Raw genomic sequence first — 15,098 nt, 5'->3', positions numbered from 1 at the left:
CGTCTAGAGCCCGGCCAGTTCGCGCATGATGCGGTAGAGCGCCGTCTGACCCTCGAAGCCGATGCCGGGCCGGTCGGAGAGGGTGAGGCGGCCGTTCGTGAGGCGGGCGTCATCGGCGAAGCCGCCGAAATCGCCGAACACGCCCGGGTACGACTCCGCGCCGCCAAGCCCGAAGCCGGCGGCGATGGCGAGCGACATCTGGTTGCCGCCGTGCGGGAACAGGGCGCTGCGCGGCCAGCCGTGCCGCTCCAGCATGGCGAGCGTGCGGGCGTATTGCACGATGCCGTAGGCCTGCGGCGGGTCGATCTGGATGATGTCGGTCCCGGCGCGCCAGCCGCCGAAGCGCACCAGGTTCTCGACGTCCTGCGTCGCGTAGAGGTTCTCGCCGGTGGCGAGCGGCGGCGCGTAGACACTCGCCAGTTCGGCGAACAGCGCGTAGTCGAGCGGGTCGCAAGGTTCCTCGAACCAGCGCAGCCCGAACGGCGCCAGCGCCTTGGCGTAGCGCAGCGCCTCGTCACGCTCGAATTTGGCGTTGGCGTCGACGGCAAGCCGGTCGCCCGAGCCGACGACGTCGAGCACGGCCTCCAGCCGGCGCAGGTCTTCCTCGAGCGGCAGGCCGCCGACCTTCATCTTGACCATTCGGTAGCCGGCATCGAGATGCCGCCGCATCTCGTCCTGCAGGTCCTTGATCGTCTGGCCCGGCCAGTACCAGCCGCCGCCGACATAGCAGAACACGCCGTCGGCGATCCTGCCGCCGTTGAAGCGTTCCGCCAGCACGGCGTGCAGCGGCTTGTCGGCGATCTTGGCGACCGCATCCCATAGCGCTACCTCGATCGTGCCGATGGCGATCGAGCGCTCGGAATGCGCGCCGGCCTTCTCGCGCTTGAGCATCACTGCGAGGATTTTTTCGGGATCGAGATTATCGCCGCGCGCGTCGAGCAGCGTGTCGGGCGCTGCTGCGAGAATGCGCGGGATGAAGCGGGCGCGCATCTGCGCGCCGCAGGCATAGCGGCCGGTTGAGTTGAAGGCGAAGCCGCACACCGGTCTGCCGTTGCGGATCACGTCGGTGATGACGGCGACCACCGAGGTGGTCATTTCGCTGAAGTCGAAGCTCGAATTGGCGAGCTTGGATTTCAGCGGAATCGCGGTCTCGCGGATGTCGACGATGCGCATGGGGTCACTTTTTATCCCTCGCCCCGCGAAGCGGGGAGAGGGTGCCCGAGCGGAGCGTAGCGAGCGAGGGCGGGTGAGGGACAAGTGACGTTTCGCGCCCCTCACCCGGCTCGCTGATGCTCGCCACCCTCTCCCCGTAAGAACGGGGAGAGGGAAGCTTTTACTTGATCTGCGGGATCTTGGCGTCCTTGATCACCTTGCCCCACTTGTCGACTTCTTTCTTGATGTAGGCGTTGAACTCTTCCGTCGTGTCGGCGACCGGATCGAAGCCGAGCTGCGCGCACTTCGCCTTCACGTCCGGCATCGCCATCACCTTGACGATCTCCTTTTGCAGAAGCGCAACGACCTCCTTCGGCGTCTTGGCCGGCGCCAGCACGCCCTGCATCGTCTCGGACTGCTGCGACTTGATGCCAGCTTCTTCCAGAGTCGGCACGTCGGGCAGCGCCGCCGAGCGCTTGGCCGACGTCACGGCGAGGCCGCGCAGCGCGCCGGCCTTCACCTGCGGCGAGGTCGGCGGCAGGGCGGAAAACGCGATCGGGGTGTGGCCGGCGATCGCCGACTGGATGGCCGGCGCCGCGCCGCCGAACGGCACGCTGGTGGCGTCGAGTTTCAATTCGAGCTTGAACAGTTCGGCGGCGAGCTGCGGCGTCGTGCCGATACCGGGATTGGCGATGGTGTACTTGCCCGGATTCTTCCTGAGGACGTCGATCAGCTCCTTCACCGACTTCGCCGGGAAGCTGGCATTCACCACCAGGATGTTCGGCGACGCGGCGGCCAATGTGATCGGCGCGAAATCCTTGAATGGGTCGTAGGGCGCGTGCACGTAGAGGCTCGGATTGACCACGAAGCTCGAGCTCGCGACCAGGATCGTGTAGCCGTCGGGCGTTGCGCGTGCTACTTCCGCCATGCCGATATTGCCGCCGGCGCCGGGGCGGTTCTCGACATAGAACTGCTGCTTGAGGTCCTCCGACATCTTCTGCGCGATCAGCCGCGCCATCACGTCGGTCGGGCCGCCAGCGGCGAACGGTACCACCACCTTCACCGGATGATCGGGATAGCCGGCGGCAGACGCCGGCGTCAGACCGATCATGGCGCAGAGCGCCGTCGCGGCCGCCAGAATACGAAGCATCTTCATCGGTTCGTTCCTCCACATGTTATGCCGGCCCTTGCATGTGAGCCGGCTTGTCCCCTTGTCGTCGGCCACTATCAGGCGCGCAGGCCGAGGATTTGTCGAGCCTCCCTGGCGCTGGCGAGCTCGGCGCCGAGATCGTCGAGAATGCGCACCGCCTTCTCGCACAAAGCGGCGTTGCTCGGCGTCAGCTTGCCTTTGCTGAGGTAGACGTTGTCCTCCATGCCGACGCGTACGTGGCCGCCGAGAAACCATGCGGTCGTGAGCATCGGGAATTCCCAGCGGCCGATGGCGAAGGCCGCCCACATGGCGTCCTGCGGCAGCAGCGACTGTGCGTACATCAAGGTCTGCGGCGTCGAGATGAAGCCGTAGCGCACGCCCATGACGATCTGGAACAGCGGCGGGCGCCTGAGCACGCCCTGGTCGAGCAGCGCGTGCGCCAACTGGATGTCGCCGGAATCGAACACCTCCAGCTCCGGCTTGGAGCCGGCGTTCTGGATTTCGTTCGCCATGATGGTGACATTGTCGGGCGGGTTGATCACCGCGGCCGAGCCGGACCACATCGTGTTGAGGTCGAGCGTGGCGATGTCGGGCTTGAGCGCGACGATGTGCTCGACGCGCTTCAAGGGATGCATCGCATTGGTGCCGGGGCCGGCGATCTTCGGATCGTCCTTGCTCGGCACGAAGCGGCCGCCGGGGCCGGTGGTCAGGTTGAGGATCAGCTCGGAATTCTTGTCGCGGATGCGCTCGACCACCTCGCGATAATGCGCGAGTTCGGTGCTCGGCCGGCCGTCGGGATGGCGCACGTGGATGTGCGCGACGGCGGCGCCGGCCTTGGCCGACTCGAGCGCGGCATTGGCAATCTGCTCCGGCGTGCAGGGCAGCGCCGGGTTCTGCTGCACGGTGGTGAGGTTGCCGGTGACGGCGACGGTGAGGATGGTCTTTTTCGGCGGGGCCATAGAACGCTTTCAACGCGGACGATTGACTCAGTAAACAAACGACTGTTTACATTGCGCCGACCGCCGGAGACGAGTCAAGCGTGGGTGCCGTCAGCGTAACCAGACCGCGACCGAAAGTGCTCGCAGCGCCGCGTGTGAAGGCGCAGCCGGTGCGCGATCGCATCCTCGAAGTCGCCGAGCGCCTGTTTGCGACGCATGGCATGTCCGGTGTCGGCCTGCGCGCCATCTCGGCGGACGCGAAGGTCAACCTCGCCTCCATCGCTTATCATTTCGGCTCCAAGGACGGCCTCCTCGAAGCGCTGTTCGCGCAACGCGCCGCGCCGATCGCGCAGGAACGATTGCGCTTGCTGCAGGAATGCCACGAGCGCGCTGCCAAGCCGACGCTCGAAGACATTCTCGACGCCTTCCTGCGGCCGGCGCTCGGGCTCGGCACCGAGGCGCATCCCGGCAATCCGGCCTTCATCAAGCTGCGCGCGCGGCTCGCCACCGAGCCCGAGGCTTTGTCGCGCAAGATCCTGTCGAAAGCCTTCGACGCCTCGAGCCGCGCCTTCATCGATGCCATCGCCGCGGCGCTGCCGGAATTGCCGCGCGCCGAGGTCGAATGGCGCTTCCATTTCATGCTCGGCGCCATGTTCTACACGATGGCCGATTCCGGCCGCATTCAGGCGCTGACCAAGGGCCGCATCGATCCAGGCAACGTCAAGAAGGCGTTGCATCACATGATTCCGTTTCTGGCCGCGGGCTTCCGCTCCGCGCCAGTGGCTTGAACGCGAAACATCGGAAGGAAACGAGAATGGCCCGCAAGCTCACGCGCCAGGACATGAAAGAGGCGGCCGAGAAATACAAGAACTGGGGCAAATGGGGTCCGGACGACGAGATCGGCACACTCAACTACACCAGCGCCGAAGACATCGTCGCGGCGACGCGCCTCGTCAAGAAAGGCAAGGTGATCTCGCTCGCGCTCAACTTCGATCATCTCGGGCCGCAGGGCGCCAAGAGCAAGTATCCGTCGATGGGCCGCACCAATCCCATCCACACCATGCTGCGCACCGGCACTGACGCCTATTCCGGAGTGCTCGACAAGCGCGGCATCCGCGCCGCGGACGACATGGTGGTCATGCCGCTCCAGTGCGGCACGCAGTGGGACGGCCTCGGCCACGTCTTCTATGAAGACCACATGTGGAACGGCTACGACTGCCGCGAGGTCACCTCAGCCGGCGCGCAGAAGTGCGGCATCGAGAAGACCAAGAACAAGATGGTCGGCCGCGGCGTGCTGCTCGACGTCGCCCGCTACAAGGGCGTCGACTCGCTCGAGGACGGCTACGGCATCACCAACGAAGACCTCTACGGCACGGCGAAGAAGCAGAAGGTCGAGCTCAAGCGCGGCGATTACGTCATCGTGCGCACCGGCATGATGGAGCGCTGCCAGAAGGCGGGCTCGTGGGACGGCTATCCCGGCGGCGACGCGCCCGGCTTCGGCTTCGAGACGCTCGACTTCGTCAAGGAGACCGAGCTCGCCGCGCTCGCCTCGGACACCTGGGGTTGCGAGGTGCGGCCGAACCCGGTCGCCGAGGGCGAGAATATCAACCAGCCGTGGCACTGGATCACCATCCCGATCATGGGCATGACCATGGGCGAGATCTTCGAGCTCAAGGAATTGGCGGACGACTGCGCGGCGGACAAGGTCTACGAGTTCCTGTTCGTCGCGCCGGCCATCCCGATTACCGGCGCGGTGGGCTCGCCGGTGAACCCGCTGGCGATTAAATGAGGAGGTCGTGTCCCGGACGCGGTGCAGCACGAAGTGGTGCCCCGCTGATCCGGGACCCCGGTTCCTCCTGAACCGGGAAAAGTGGAAAGGTGCATCAATGGCCAAGCAATATCCCGTCACCCACACCGACGCCGAATGGAAAAGCCTGCTCACGCCCGAGCAGTTCACCATCATGCGTCAGCACGGCACCGAGATGCCGGGCTCCTGCGCGCTGCTGCACGAGAAGCGCGCCGGAGCCTTCCGCTGCGCCGCCTGCGACCAGCCGCTGTTCGAATCGACGCTGAAGTTCGAGAGCGGCACCGGCTGGCCGAGCTTCAACGATCCGCTGCCCGGCGCGGTCGAGAGCGACACCGACACCAGTCACGGCATGATGCGCGACGAGGTGCATTGCAGCCGCTGCGGCAGCCATCTCGGCCACGTCTTCGAGGACGGCCCGCCGCCGACCGGCCTGCGCTACTGCATCAACGGCGTCGCGCTCAAGTTCGAGCCGAAGTGAGGCATCTTGTCCCGGACGCGGTGCGGCACGTCAGTGCCGCGCCGCAGATCCGGGACCGCCACACATCCAACAGCACACAACGATCCCGGGTCTGGCAGCGCACCGCTGGCGCGCTGCGCCGCGCCCGGGAAAAGGGGAGAGGCAAACGTCAATGACCATCGGCCACAACACCAAACGTCTCGGCGCGGAAGTGATCGCCGACATGCTCGCCGGCTACGGCGTCAGCCATGTCTTCATGGTGCCGGCGGTGCTGCGTCGCACCTTCGCCGAGATGGAACGGCGCACGTCGATCGCGCGCATCCACTGCCACGGCGAGAAATCCGCCGCCTACATGGCCGACGGTTATGCGCGCGCTTCGGGCAAGCCCGGCGTCTGCATGGCGCAGGTGATCGGCGCGCTCAACCTCGCCGCCGGCCTGCGTGACGCGTATCTGGCGCATTCGCCGGTCATCGCCATCACCGGCGGCCGCGATCCGAAGACCAAGTTCCGCAAGGTCTATCAGGAGATTGACGACATCCCGGCCTTCGAGCCGGTGACCAAGTTCAACGCCACCATCGACGACGTCACCCGCGCGCCGGACATGCTCCGCCAGGCCTTCCGTGTTGCGACGACGGGTGCGCCGGGTCCGGTGCATCTGCAATTCCGCGGCAACGAGGGCCAGGTTGACGCCGAGGAAGGCGAGATGGAGGCCTTGGTCGAGACGCAGTTCTCGCATGTGCCGCCGTTCCGGCCGCAACCGGAGGCCGAGCACGTCAAGGCGGCGCTGGCGCTGTTGCAGAAGGCGGAGCGGCCGATCTTCGTCGCCGGCGGCGGCGTGCGCGCGTCCGGCGCCGGACGCGAGCTTGTCGCCTTGGCCGAGGCGCTGCAGATCCCGGTCGCCACCTCGCTCAACGGCAAGGACACCATCCCCGGCGTGCATCCGCTGTCGGTCGGCGTCGTCGGTTCTTATTCGCGCGAGAGCGCCAACAAGGCCGTCAACCGCGCCGATCTCGTCTGCTTCATCGGCAGCGAGACCGGCGGCATGACAACGCATTTCTGGGCGGTGCCGAAGATCGGCACGCCGGCGATCCAGATCGACATCGAGCCGGAATCGCTCGGCCGCAATTACCCATTGCAAGCGAGCGTGCTCGGCGATGCCAAGGCGGTGCTGGCGGCGATGCTGGCGCAGGCCGACAAGGGCAGCGCCGGCAAGCGTGCGGCGTGGGTGAAGGAAATCGGCGCGCTCAAGAGCGAATGGTACGCCAAGTACAAGCCGATGCTCGAGTCGGACGCGGTGCCGATCAATCCGGCGCGCATCTGCCACGAGTTGTCGCAGCACGTGCCCGACGATGCCATCGTCATCGTCGACACCGGCCACGCCGGCATGTGGATGGGCGGCATGTACGACCTGCGCAAGGACACGCAAAGCTACATCCGCAGCGCCGGCCATCTCGGCTGGGCGTTCTGCGCCGGCATCGGCGCGAAAGCGGCGTGCCCGGAGCGGCCCGTGGTCGTGTTCACCGGCGACGCCGGCTTCTGGTATCACATCGGCGAGCTTGAGACGCAGGTGCGCTGGAACATTCCGTCGGTGACGCTCGTCAACAACAACGGTGGCGGCAACCAGTCGAAGCGCGGTTTCGATCGCGTCTACGGCGGCGAGGGCAACAACCGCTCGCGCGAACTGTGGACCTACAAACCGATGAACTTTGCGAAGATCGCCGAGGACATCGGCGCGCTCGGCATCCGCGTCGAGAAGCCGTCGGAGATCGGTCCAGCGCTGGCCAAAGCGATTGCGTCAGGCCGGCCGGCCGTCATCGACGTCGCCACCGACATCGAGGCACTGGCCCCGACCGCGGTGGCGTAGGGGTTCTACTCCGTTCGTCCCCGCGAAAGCGGGGACCCGGCGCCGGATTCCCGCTTGCGCGGGAATGAACGGAGATGAGCTGATCCGCCGGGTGTCTCGCGCGAGCCCTACTTCGGGAACGCGGCGTCGCAGATCTTGCGGTCGCCGCGCGGCAGGAGAAAGACGCGGTCGTCGCTGCCCGGCGCGCCGAACGTGCCGAAGTCCTTCTCGCCTTCCGTGTGGATGTCGGAGCCGGCACCGCCGGTCACCGCGAGCCGTAGCATGTTGCCGCGCGGCGTCAGCGTGAAGGTGCCGCCGTCGGCCTCGAGATAGCATTCGAAATGGTCGCGCGCGGTCTTGCATGACAGCGCCTGGCCGTACCATTCCGACGAACGCTTGAGCATAAAGCTGATGCCGGCCTCGAAATCGTCGGCGCCGTTCTTGCGCGACTGGTCCGAACGCCTGTCGACCTCGAAGTCAACGAAAATGCGCCGCACCGTCTGCTTCGGATGCGCCCTCAGATGCGCGTCATCGTAAACCCGCACATAGCAGGGCTTGCCGCCGTCGACGCCGGCGAAGAAGCGCGTGTAGAGATCGTCGGCGGCGACGGCCGGTGAGGCCGCCACGGCCATAAGCACGAACGCGATGGTTCGCGGCCTGATCACGCCTCGCCGATCTCCTTCAGGATCTCGTCGGTGTGCTGGCCGAGCAGCGGCGCCGGGTTCTCGCTCGCCGCGCGCCAGCCGTCGATGACGATCGGCGTGCGCACGCCCGGGATCGAGCCCTTTTTCGCCGCCTTGCTCGGCAGATCGAGCTTCATGCCGCGGGCGATGACCTGCGGGTCCTCGAACACCTGCTCGACATTGTTGATCGGGCCAGCCGGAACGCCCTGCGCCTCGAGCTTGGCCAGCAGGTCGTCGCGCTTGATCTTGGCGGTCAGCGCCGACAATTTGCCGATCAGCTCGTCGCGGTGGGTGAGGCGGCCGACATTGTCCTTGTACGCCGGATTCTGCGCCAGTTCCGGCGCGCCGAGCACGTTGCAGAACTTGACGTACTGCGTGTCGTTGCCGGTGGCGACGATGGCGTAGCCGTCGGCGGTCGGGAACACCTGGTACGGCACGATATTGGCGTGCGCGTTGCCGACGCGCTTCGGCACCTTGCCGGAGACGAGATAGTTGAGCGCCTGGTTCGACAGCACGCCGACGGTGGAATCGACCAAAGCCGTGTCGACATAGGCGCCCTTGCCGGTGCGGTGGCGCTCTTGCAGCGCCGCGAGGATGCCGACCACCGAATAGCAGCCGGTGAAGATGTCCGACATCGGGATGCCGATGCGCGTCGGCTCGCCGTCCGGCGTGCCGGTGAGGTCCATGACGCCGCCCATGCCCTGCGCCATCAGGTCGTAGCCGGCGCGCTTGGCGTAAGGCCCGTCCTGGCCGAAGCCGGTGACCGAGCAGTAGATCAGCCGCGGGCATTCGTCCTTGAGGCTCTTGTAGTCGAGGCCGAACTTGGCGAGCCCGCCGACCTTGAAGTTCTCGATCAGCACGTCGGACTTGGCAGCGAGCTTGCGCACCAGGCGGCGGCCTTCATCGCTCTCGAAGTCGAGCTCGATCGAGCGCTTGCCGCGATTGGCGGAGTGGAAATAGGCCGAGCCGATCGGCTTGCCGTCGACGCCTTCGACGAAGGGCGGGCCCCAGCCGCGGGTGTCGTCGCCGGCGCCCTTGCGCTCGACCTTGATCACGTCGGCGCCGAGGTCGGCGAGCATCTGCCCGGCCCAGGGGCCGGCGAGGATGCGGGCGAGTTCGAGAACGCGGAGACCCGCCAACGGCTTCGGCATGATGGAAAAGCTCCCTGAGACGACCCGAATAATGGCCTTGCGGGCGCGGTTATAGGGCCATCGCTCCGGGCTGGCCAGAGCCGGAATCGTTCATCCCGCCATAGGGTTGCGGCACAATTCGAGGTTTTCCTATGGTGCAACGGCACCGCGCCCGCTAGTCTGGGTCGGGGCGGCTTCTAATTTACGTTCTCGGCCATCGCACCAGCCGGTTTACGAACGGCGGCGATCCGCTGACAAGAAGAACCACGGAGGAGGAAACATGAGAATCAGAACATTGCTGGCGACCGCGGCCGCGGCGCTGCTGCTGTCGACCACGGCGCAGGCGCAAATGACCTTGCGCGCCTCGCATCAATTCCCCGGCGGCAAGGGCGACATCCGCGACGACATGGTGCAGATGATCGCCAAGGAAGCGGCCGCCGCCAATGTCGGCCTGACCATCCAGGTCTATCCCGGCGCCTCGCTGTTCAAGCCGAACGACCAGTGGAACGCCATGGTCAACGGCCAGCTCGACATCACGCTGTTCCCGCTCGACTATGCCAGCGGCAAGGCGCCCGTCTTCTCGGCGACCCTGATGCCCGGCCTCATCCGCAACCAGGACCGCGCCAAGCGCATCAACGCTTCGCCGTTCATGCAGCAGATCCGCGCCGAGATCGAGAAGCGCGGCGTCATGGTCCTGTCCGACGCCTGGTTCGCCGGCGGCATGGCGGCGAAGGGCAAGTGCATCCTCAAGCCGGATGACCTGAAGGGCATGAAATTCCGCGCCGCCGGTCCGACCTTCGCGGCGATGTGGGAAGCGGCCGGCGCCTCGATCGTGTCGCCGCCGTCGAACGAAGTCTACAACGCCTTCCAGACCGGCATCGTCGCCGGCACCGATACCAGCCTCGGCACGTTCGGCTCGACCCGCCTCTACGAGGTCACCGACTGCCTCACCGCGCCGGGCAACAACGCGCTGTGGTTCATGTACGAGCCGGTGCTGATGTCGAAGAAGACCTTCGCCCGTCTCAACAAGCAGCAGCAGGACGCCATCATCAAGGCCGGCAAGGACGCGCAGGCCATGTACGAGAAGCGGGCCGACGCGGAGAACCAGAAGACGATCAAGGAATTCGAGGACCACAAGGTGAAGGTGGTGACGCTCTCGGATGCCGATTATGACGCGTGGATCGCGCTCGCCAAGAAGACGTCCTACAAGCTGTACGAAAAGGACGTGCCGAACGGCCAGAAGCTGATCGACGAGGCGCTGTCGGTTAAATAAGTCACGGGACGACGTTCGGCCGGCGGGTTTTGTGCCCGCCGGCCGGCGCATATTCAAACGTCGCGCAAGGCCGGGGGGCGGCGCCGCGACGGGGAGACCGGCCGCGCCGGCTCGGCTTCGAGGGATTCATGGACACTTACATTCGGACGACGGCGTTCCTGTCGCGCGTCGCAGGAGTCGCCGCCGCCTTCCTGATCGGCGGCGCCGTGCTCGTCATCTGCGACATGGTCATCGAGCGCTATATTTTCAATTTGACGACCATCTGGCAGATCGACGTGGTCACCTACGCCATCGTCGGCGCCACCTTCGTCGGCAGTTCGTACGTGCTGATGACGCGCGGCCACGTCAACGTCGAGATCCTGCCGCTGCATGCCGGTCCGCGCACGCGCTACTGGCTCGCCGTCTCGACCGCCGTGCTGGCGATCGCCTTCTGCGTCGTGCTGTGGGTGGTGTGCACGCAGTACTGGTTTCAGGCCTATTCGGAAGGCTGGAAATCGAACACCGTCTGGCGCGCGCGCCTGTGGATTCCCTATCTCTCGATGCCGGTCGGCCTCGGCCTCCTGGTGCTGCAGTACATTGCCGAATTCCTCGCGCTGGTGACCGGCCGCGCGCATCCGTTCGGCCTCGCGCCGGCGGCCGACGCCGAGCGTTTCGCGCGTGAGCAGGCGCAGGCCGCGCTGGGAGACGCACCATGAGCCCGACCCAGGAAGGCGGCCTCGTTCTCGTCGCGACTTTGGCGATGCTGGTGTCCGGCATTCCCGTGGCCTTCGGCCTCGGCGCCGTCTCGATCATCTTTCTTCTGATCTTCCAGGGCTTCGACAGCTTCCATGTCGTCGCCGAGACCTTCTGGTCCGGCCTCGACGACTTCACGCTCGTCGCCATCCCGATGTTCGTGATGATGGGCGCGGCCATCGGCTCGTCGCCCGCCGGCAAGGATTTATACGAGGCGCTCGACCGCTGGCTCTATCGCCTGCCCGGCGGCCTCGTCATCTCCAACATCGGTGCCTGCGCCATCTTCGCGGCGCTGACCGGCTCATCGCCGGCCTGCTGCGCCGCCATCGGCAAGATGGGCATTCCGGAGATGCGCCGTCGCGGCTACCCCGACGACGTCGCCTGCGGCTCGATCTGCGCCGGCGGCACGCTCGGCATCCTCATCCCGCCGTCGGTCACCTTCATCCTCTACGGCATCGCCACCGAGACCTCGATCGGCCGCCTGTTCATCGCCGGCGTGTTGCCGGGCCTGATGCTCACCGGCCTGTTCATGGCGTGGACGATCTTCATCATCTGGAAGCGCGGCTTCCACTCGCACGCGATCGACTTCCGCTATTCGTGGAAGGAAAAATTTACGTCCATCCCGAAGATCGCGCCGTTTCTCGTCATCATCTTCGGCGTGATGTATTCGCTCTACGGCGGCGTCGCGACGCCGTCGGAAGCGGCCGGCGTCGGCGCCGCGCTCTGCCTGATCCTCGCCATCCTCATCTATCGGCTGTGGAGCCCGGCGCAGATCTGGGCGATCCTGCGCGACACGATGCGCGAGTCGGTGATGATCCTGACCATCATCGCCGCCGCCGTGCTGTTCGGCTACATGCTGACGTCGCTCTACCTGACGCAGACCTTGGCGCAGGGCATCGCCGACATGCACGCCAACAAGTGGGTGTTGATGTTCCTCATCAACATGTTCCTGCTGGTATCCGGCTTCTTCATCCCGCCGGCGGCGATCATCCTGATGACCTCGCCGATCCTGCTGCCGATCATCACGGCGGCCGGCTTCGATCCGGTGTGGTTCGGCGTCATCCTCACGATCAACATGGAGATCGGCCTCATCCACCCGCCGGTCGGGCTGAACATCTACATCGTCAACGCCATCGCGCCGGACGTGCCGCTGGTGAAGGTGATGTGGGGGACGATCCCTTACGTCCTATGTATGATGTTGGCGATCGTGATCTTGTGCTTCTTTCCGGAGATCGCCACATGGCTGCCCAACCATCTGATGGGCGTCGGCAAATGATACCGCCGCGGCCCCGGACGCGGCCGCGGAGACCTTGATGAACACGTCGTTCTTCGGCGAACTGCTGCAGACGATCTCCGACCGGGGTCGCGCGCTGCTGTCGCGCGAGAAACGCGGGCAGGATCCGCTCCGCTCGGAAAGCCTGATCGAGCTGTGCGAGGACCTTCTCTCCGGCCGCGGCGAAGCGTCCGGCGTCGCCTTGGCGCGGGAGATCCTCGGCCGCTACGCCGAATTGCGCACCGGTCCCCGCGTTGCTTTCTTCGAGGCGCTGGCGCAGCGCTTCGGTACCGACCGTGAGCGCATGGAGAAGGCGGTCGCCGCCTGGCGCGAGGCGCCGAGCGATGCGGCCGCGCGCGAGGTGCACGCCGCCTCCGAGCCGCGCCGGCAGGAGCTGTTCCGCCGGCTCAACCTCGCCCCCGGCGGCACCACGGCTTTGGTGCGCATGCGCGAGCAACTGATGGACGCGCTCGGCCACCGCGACGACCTCGCCGCGGTCGACGAGGACTTCGTGCATCTGTTCTCGTCCTGGTTCAACCGCGGCTTCCTCGTCCTGCGCCGCATCGACTGGTCGACGCCGGCGATCGTGCTGGAGAAGATCATCCGCTACGAGGCGGTGCACGCGATCCACGACTGGGACGACCTGCGCCGCCGCATCGATCCGCCGGATCGCCGCTGCTACGCCTTCTTCCATCCGGCTTTGGTCGACGATCCGCTGATCTTCGTCGAGATTGCATTCAACCGCGACATCCCCGGCGCCATCGCGCCGATCCTCGCGCCGGAGCGCGAACGTACCGAGCTCGAGCGTGCGCGCACGGCGGTGTTCTACTCGATCTCCAACTGCCAGCGCGGGTTGGCCGGTGTCTCGTTCGGCAGCTTCCTGATCAAGCAGGTGGTCGAGGATCTTTGCCGCGACCTGCCGAAGCTCACCACCTTCGTGACGCTGTCGCCGGTGCCGAATTTCGCGTCGTGGCTCGCGCGCGAGCGCGCCGACGACAACTCGATCGTGCTCTCGCCCGACGACAAGGCCGCCTTGGCCGGTCTCGACACGGCCGACTGGTGGCGCAACGAGACGACGTCCGAGCCGCTGCGCGAGCCACTCTTGCGCGCCGCCGCCTGGTATTTCCTGCGCGCCAAGAACCGCCGCGGCCTGCCGGCCGACTCGGTGGCGCGCTTCCACCTCGGCAACGGCGCGCGCCTCGAGCGGCTCGACTTTCTGGGCGACACCTCGGAGCGGGCGATCAAGCAGGCGCACGGCCTGATGGTGAACTATCTCTATGATCTCGACGACATCGAGAAGAACCACGAGGCCTTTGCGGAGAACCGCACCGTGGTCGCCTCGTCGTCCGTCCAGCGCCATCTGCGCACCGTCGAGCTGGTGCCGGTGGCGGGCTAGCTGTTTATCCCTCCTCTTGCAGGCGAGGGATAGAACGCGGCGCAGCATAGATTCTTTTAATTAGGACTATTGACCGGTCCTATCCGCTGGCGTATGATCCCACCGTCCGCTTCAGCCGGGGGCGTCGTCGCGAGGCGTCTCGATTGACGGGAGCGGATGCGGTGCCCGCGGGTTCGGCAATACGCATGTCGAATCCCCGGGCGGCGACGGGGCTCCACTCGCAGGCACTAGGACCTGCCGCCAGGAGCTGGCTGACAGGCGTGGCTGGTCCACGTTCTCGAAAGCGTGGCCCGTGCGCCGTACTGACACCGCCGTGGCGCGCCGAGAGGCGCCCGCATGTTTCGAGAGAGACATGCGGTACAAGGCTGGAAGTGTCGCGCCTGATCGGCGCGCCACACCCTCGGCTATAGAACCGAGGGTAGGGAAGGCCGGCTCACCCGGGGCCGTTCAAACAACACGGGCGATCAGTCATGGCTAATTGACAATTGAATATGCGTAGGGTGGGCAAAGGCGCGCATCGCAAGTCGGCTTTAGCCGACCCTACGGCTCGCCACTCACGCCTTGCCGTACACCGGCACGACGGCGCCGCGCGTCACGCGGTTGTCGGGCGAGGCGAGGAACACGATGGTCGCCGCCACCTCCTCGACCTTCGGCCAAGCAGCGTGGTCGGTCTTCGGCATGGCGGCGCGGTTGGCCGCCGTGTCCATGATCGAGGGCGCCACGGCATTGACCAGCACGCCGTCCTTCGCCGCCTCCTCGGCGAGCGTCGTGGTCAGCACGGCGACGCCGGCCTTGGCGATGGCATAGGCGCTCATGCCGGCGCCCGCGCGCCATTCCAGCGCGGGACGCGCCGCAACGTTGACGATGCGGCCGCCATTCGCGCCAAAGGCCTTCACCGCCGCGCGGCAGCACAGGAAGCACGAGACGAGGTTCTGGTCGATCTGCGCCATCAGCGCCGCCTTGTCGGTGTCGGCGACCTTGCCCATGGCGAAGCCACCGGCGATGTGGATCGAGGCCCACAGCGAACCCGCTTGCGCGTAGAGCTTGCCGACATCGGCCTCGTCGGAAAGATCGCGTACCGCGACCAGCGTCAGGCTCTTATGATCGCGATGCGCGAAACGGGCCATCTCCGCCTCGTGCACATAAGGAACGACGCAGCGCGCGCCATATTGCAGCAGCGCCCCGACCACTGCTGTGCCGAGCGCGCCGGTGCCGCCGGTGACGACGACGGTCTTGTTGGCGAAGTCCATGGGCAACCTCTCCT

General features: G+C 66.3%; 14 protein-coding genes. 8 read left to right on the top strand and 6 right to left on the bottom strand.

Annotated features, from left to right (window positions below; all coding sequences use genetic code 11):
• Positions 1–3: 3 nt before the first annotated feature.
• The 3 genes from VGV41_RS12710 to VGV41_RS12700 form a co-directional block, all read right to left on the bottom strand.
• Positions 4–1,173: an enolase C-terminal domain-like protein gene (locus tag VGV41_RS12710; RefSeq protein WP_326864206.1), complete on the bottom strand. Its 1,170-nt coding sequence runs from the start codon at positions 1,171–1,173 to the stop codon at positions 4–6.
• A gap of 160 nt (positions 1,174–1,333) precedes the next feature.
• Positions 1,334–2,308 (bottom strand): tripartite tricarboxylate transporter substrate binding protein, encoded by a 975-nt coding sequence (locus tag VGV41_RS12705; RefSeq protein WP_326864205.1) that lies wholly within the window; start codon positions 2,306–2,308, stop codon positions 1,334–1,336.
• Between the two features lie 71 nt (positions 2,309–2,379).
• On the bottom strand, positions 2,380–3,261 hold the full coding sequence (locus VGV41_RS12700; protein WP_326864204.1) for a 3-keto-5-aminohexanoate cleavage protein: 882 nt from the start codon (positions 3,259–3,261) through the stop codon (positions 2,380–2,382).
• An 80-nt stretch (positions 3,262–3,341) separates the two neighbouring features.
• Between VGV41_RS12700 and VGV41_RS12695 the strand changes: the two genes are divergently transcribed.
• From VGV41_RS12695 to VGV41_RS12680, 4 genes are all read left to right on the top strand, one after another.
• Positions 3,342–4,028: a TetR/AcrR family transcriptional regulator gene (locus tag VGV41_RS12695; protein WP_326864203.1), complete on the top strand. Its 687-nt coding sequence runs from the start codon at positions 3,342–3,344 to the stop codon at positions 4,026–4,028.
• A gap of 26 nt (positions 4,029–4,054) precedes the next feature.
• Positions 4,055–5,029, top strand: coding sequence for a cyclase family protein (locus VGV41_RS12690; protein ID WP_326864202.1), 975 nt, complete (start codon positions 4,055–4,057; stop codon positions 5,027–5,029).
• Positions 5,030–5,126: 97 nt separating this feature from the next.
• Positions 5,127–5,525, top strand: coding sequence for a peptide-methionine (R)-S-oxide reductase MsrB (gene msrB, locus VGV41_RS12685; RefSeq protein ID WP_326864201.1), 399 nt, complete (start codon positions 5,127–5,129; stop codon positions 5,523–5,525).
• Between the two features lie 151 nt (positions 5,526–5,676).
• Positions 5,677–7,368 carry a thiamine pyrophosphate-binding protein gene (locus tag VGV41_RS12680; protein WP_326864200.1) on the top strand — a complete coding sequence of 564 codons (1,692 nt, stop codon included), beginning with the start codon at positions 5,677–5,679 and terminating at the stop codon, positions 7,366–7,368.
• A 107-nt stretch (positions 7,369–7,475) separates the two neighbouring features.
• On the opposite strand, the gene VGV41_RS12675 is transcribed toward VGV41_RS12680, so the two are convergent.
• Positions 7,476–8,012: a hypothetical protein gene (locus VGV41_RS12675; protein WP_326864199.1), complete on the bottom strand. Its 537-nt coding sequence runs from the start codon at positions 8,010–8,012 to the stop codon at positions 7,476–7,478.
• On the bottom strand, positions 8,009–9,181 hold the full coding sequence (locus VGV41_RS12670; protein WP_326864198.1) for a CaiB/BaiF CoA-transferase family protein: 1,173 nt from the start codon (positions 9,179–9,181) through the stop codon (positions 8,009–8,011). The genes VGV41_RS12675 and VGV41_RS12670 overlap by 4 nt, the downstream gene beginning before the upstream one ends.
• Before the next feature lie 259 nt (positions 9,182–9,440).
• On the opposite strand from VGV41_RS12670, the gene dctP reads away from it, so the two are divergent.
• From dctP to VGV41_RS12650, 4 genes are all read left to right on the top strand, one after another.
• On the top strand, positions 9,441–10,433 hold the full coding sequence (gene dctP / locus VGV41_RS12665) for a TRAP transporter substrate-binding protein DctP (RefSeq protein ID WP_326864197.1): 993 nt from the start codon (positions 9,441–9,443) through the stop codon (positions 10,431–10,433).
• A 128-nt stretch (positions 10,434–10,561) separates the two neighbouring features.
• Positions 10,562–11,128, top strand: coding sequence for a TRAP transporter small permease (locus VGV41_RS12660; protein ID WP_326864196.1), 567 nt, complete (start codon positions 10,562–10,564; stop codon positions 11,126–11,128).
• The gene (locus tag VGV41_RS12655) at positions 11,125–12,441 is read left to right on the top strand and encodes a TRAP transporter large permease (protein WP_326864195.1); all 1,317 of its coding nucleotides are present in this window, start codon (positions 11,125–11,127) and stop codon (positions 12,439–12,441) included. Before VGV41_RS12660 ends, VGV41_RS12655 begins: the two co-directional genes overlap by 4 nt.
• A 37-nt stretch (positions 12,442–12,478) precedes the next feature.
• Complete coding sequence (locus VGV41_RS12650; protein WP_326864194.1) at positions 12,479–13,834, top strand: malonyl-CoA decarboxylase; 1,356 nt, start codon at positions 12,479–12,481, stop codon at positions 13,832–13,834.
• 554 nt (positions 13,835–14,388) lie between these two features.
• On the opposite strand, the gene VGV41_RS12645 is transcribed toward VGV41_RS12650, so the two are convergent.
• On the bottom strand, positions 14,389–15,084 hold the full coding sequence (locus VGV41_RS12645) for an SDR family NAD(P)-dependent oxidoreductase (RefSeq protein WP_326864193.1): 696 nt from the start codon (positions 15,082–15,084) through the stop codon (positions 14,389–14,391).
• Positions 15,085–15,098 lie beyond the last annotated feature (14 nt).

It is taken from the genome of Pseudolabrys sp., from assembly GCF_035943735.1.
Taxonomy (GTDB): Bacteria; Pseudomonadota; Alphaproteobacteria; order Rhizobiales; family Xanthobacteraceae; genus Pseudolabrys.
This window is presented reverse-complemented; position numbering and strand designations above follow the sequence as displayed.

Bases quoted from the DNA above. Each gene is read 5' to 3' on its own strand.
- dctP (WP_326864197.1), top strand. From the start codon at position 9,441: ATGAGAATCAGAACATTGCTGGCGACCGCGGCCGCGGCGCTGCTGCTG.
- VGV41_RS12690 (WP_326864202.1), top strand. From the start codon at position 4,055: ATGGCCCGCAAGCTCACGCGCCAGGACATGAAAGAGGCGGCCGAGAAA.
- VGV41_RS12660 (WP_326864196.1), top strand. From the start codon at position 10,562: ATGGACACTTACATTCGGACGACGGCGTTCCTGTCGCGCGTCGCAGGA.
- VGV41_RS12680 (WP_326864200.1), top strand. From the start codon at position 5,677: ATGACCATCGGCCACAACACCAAACGTCTCGGCGCGGAAGTGATCGCC.
- msrB (WP_326864201.1), top strand. From the start codon at position 5,127: ATGGCCAAGCAATATCCCGTCACCCACACCGACGCCGAATGGAAAAGC.
- VGV41_RS12700 (WP_326864204.1), bottom strand. From the start codon at position 3,261: ATGGCCCCGCCGAAAAAGACCATCCTCACCGTCGCCGTCACCGGCAAC.
- VGV41_RS12645 (WP_326864193.1), bottom strand. From the start codon at position 15,084: ATGGACTTCGCCAACAAGACCGTCGTCGTCACCGGCGGCACCGGCGCG.
- VGV41_RS12650 (WP_326864194.1), top strand. From the start codon at position 12,479: ATGAACACGTCGTTCTTCGGCGAACTGCTGCAGACGATCTCCGACCGG.
- VGV41_RS12655 (WP_326864195.1), top strand. From the start codon at position 11,125: ATGAGCCCGACCCAGGAAGGCGGCCTCGTTCTCGTCGCGACTTTGGCG.
- VGV41_RS12705 (WP_326864205.1), bottom strand. From the start codon at position 2,308: ATGAAGATGCTTCGTATTCTGGCGGCCGCGACGGCGCTCTGCGCCATG.
- VGV41_RS12710 (WP_326864206.1), bottom strand. From the start codon at position 1,173: ATGCGCATCGTCGACATCCGCGAGACCGCGATTCCGCTGAAATCCAAG.
- VGV41_RS12670 (WP_326864198.1), bottom strand. From the start codon at position 9,181: ATGCCGAAGCCGTTGGCGGGTCTCCGCGTTCTCGAACTCGCCCGCATC.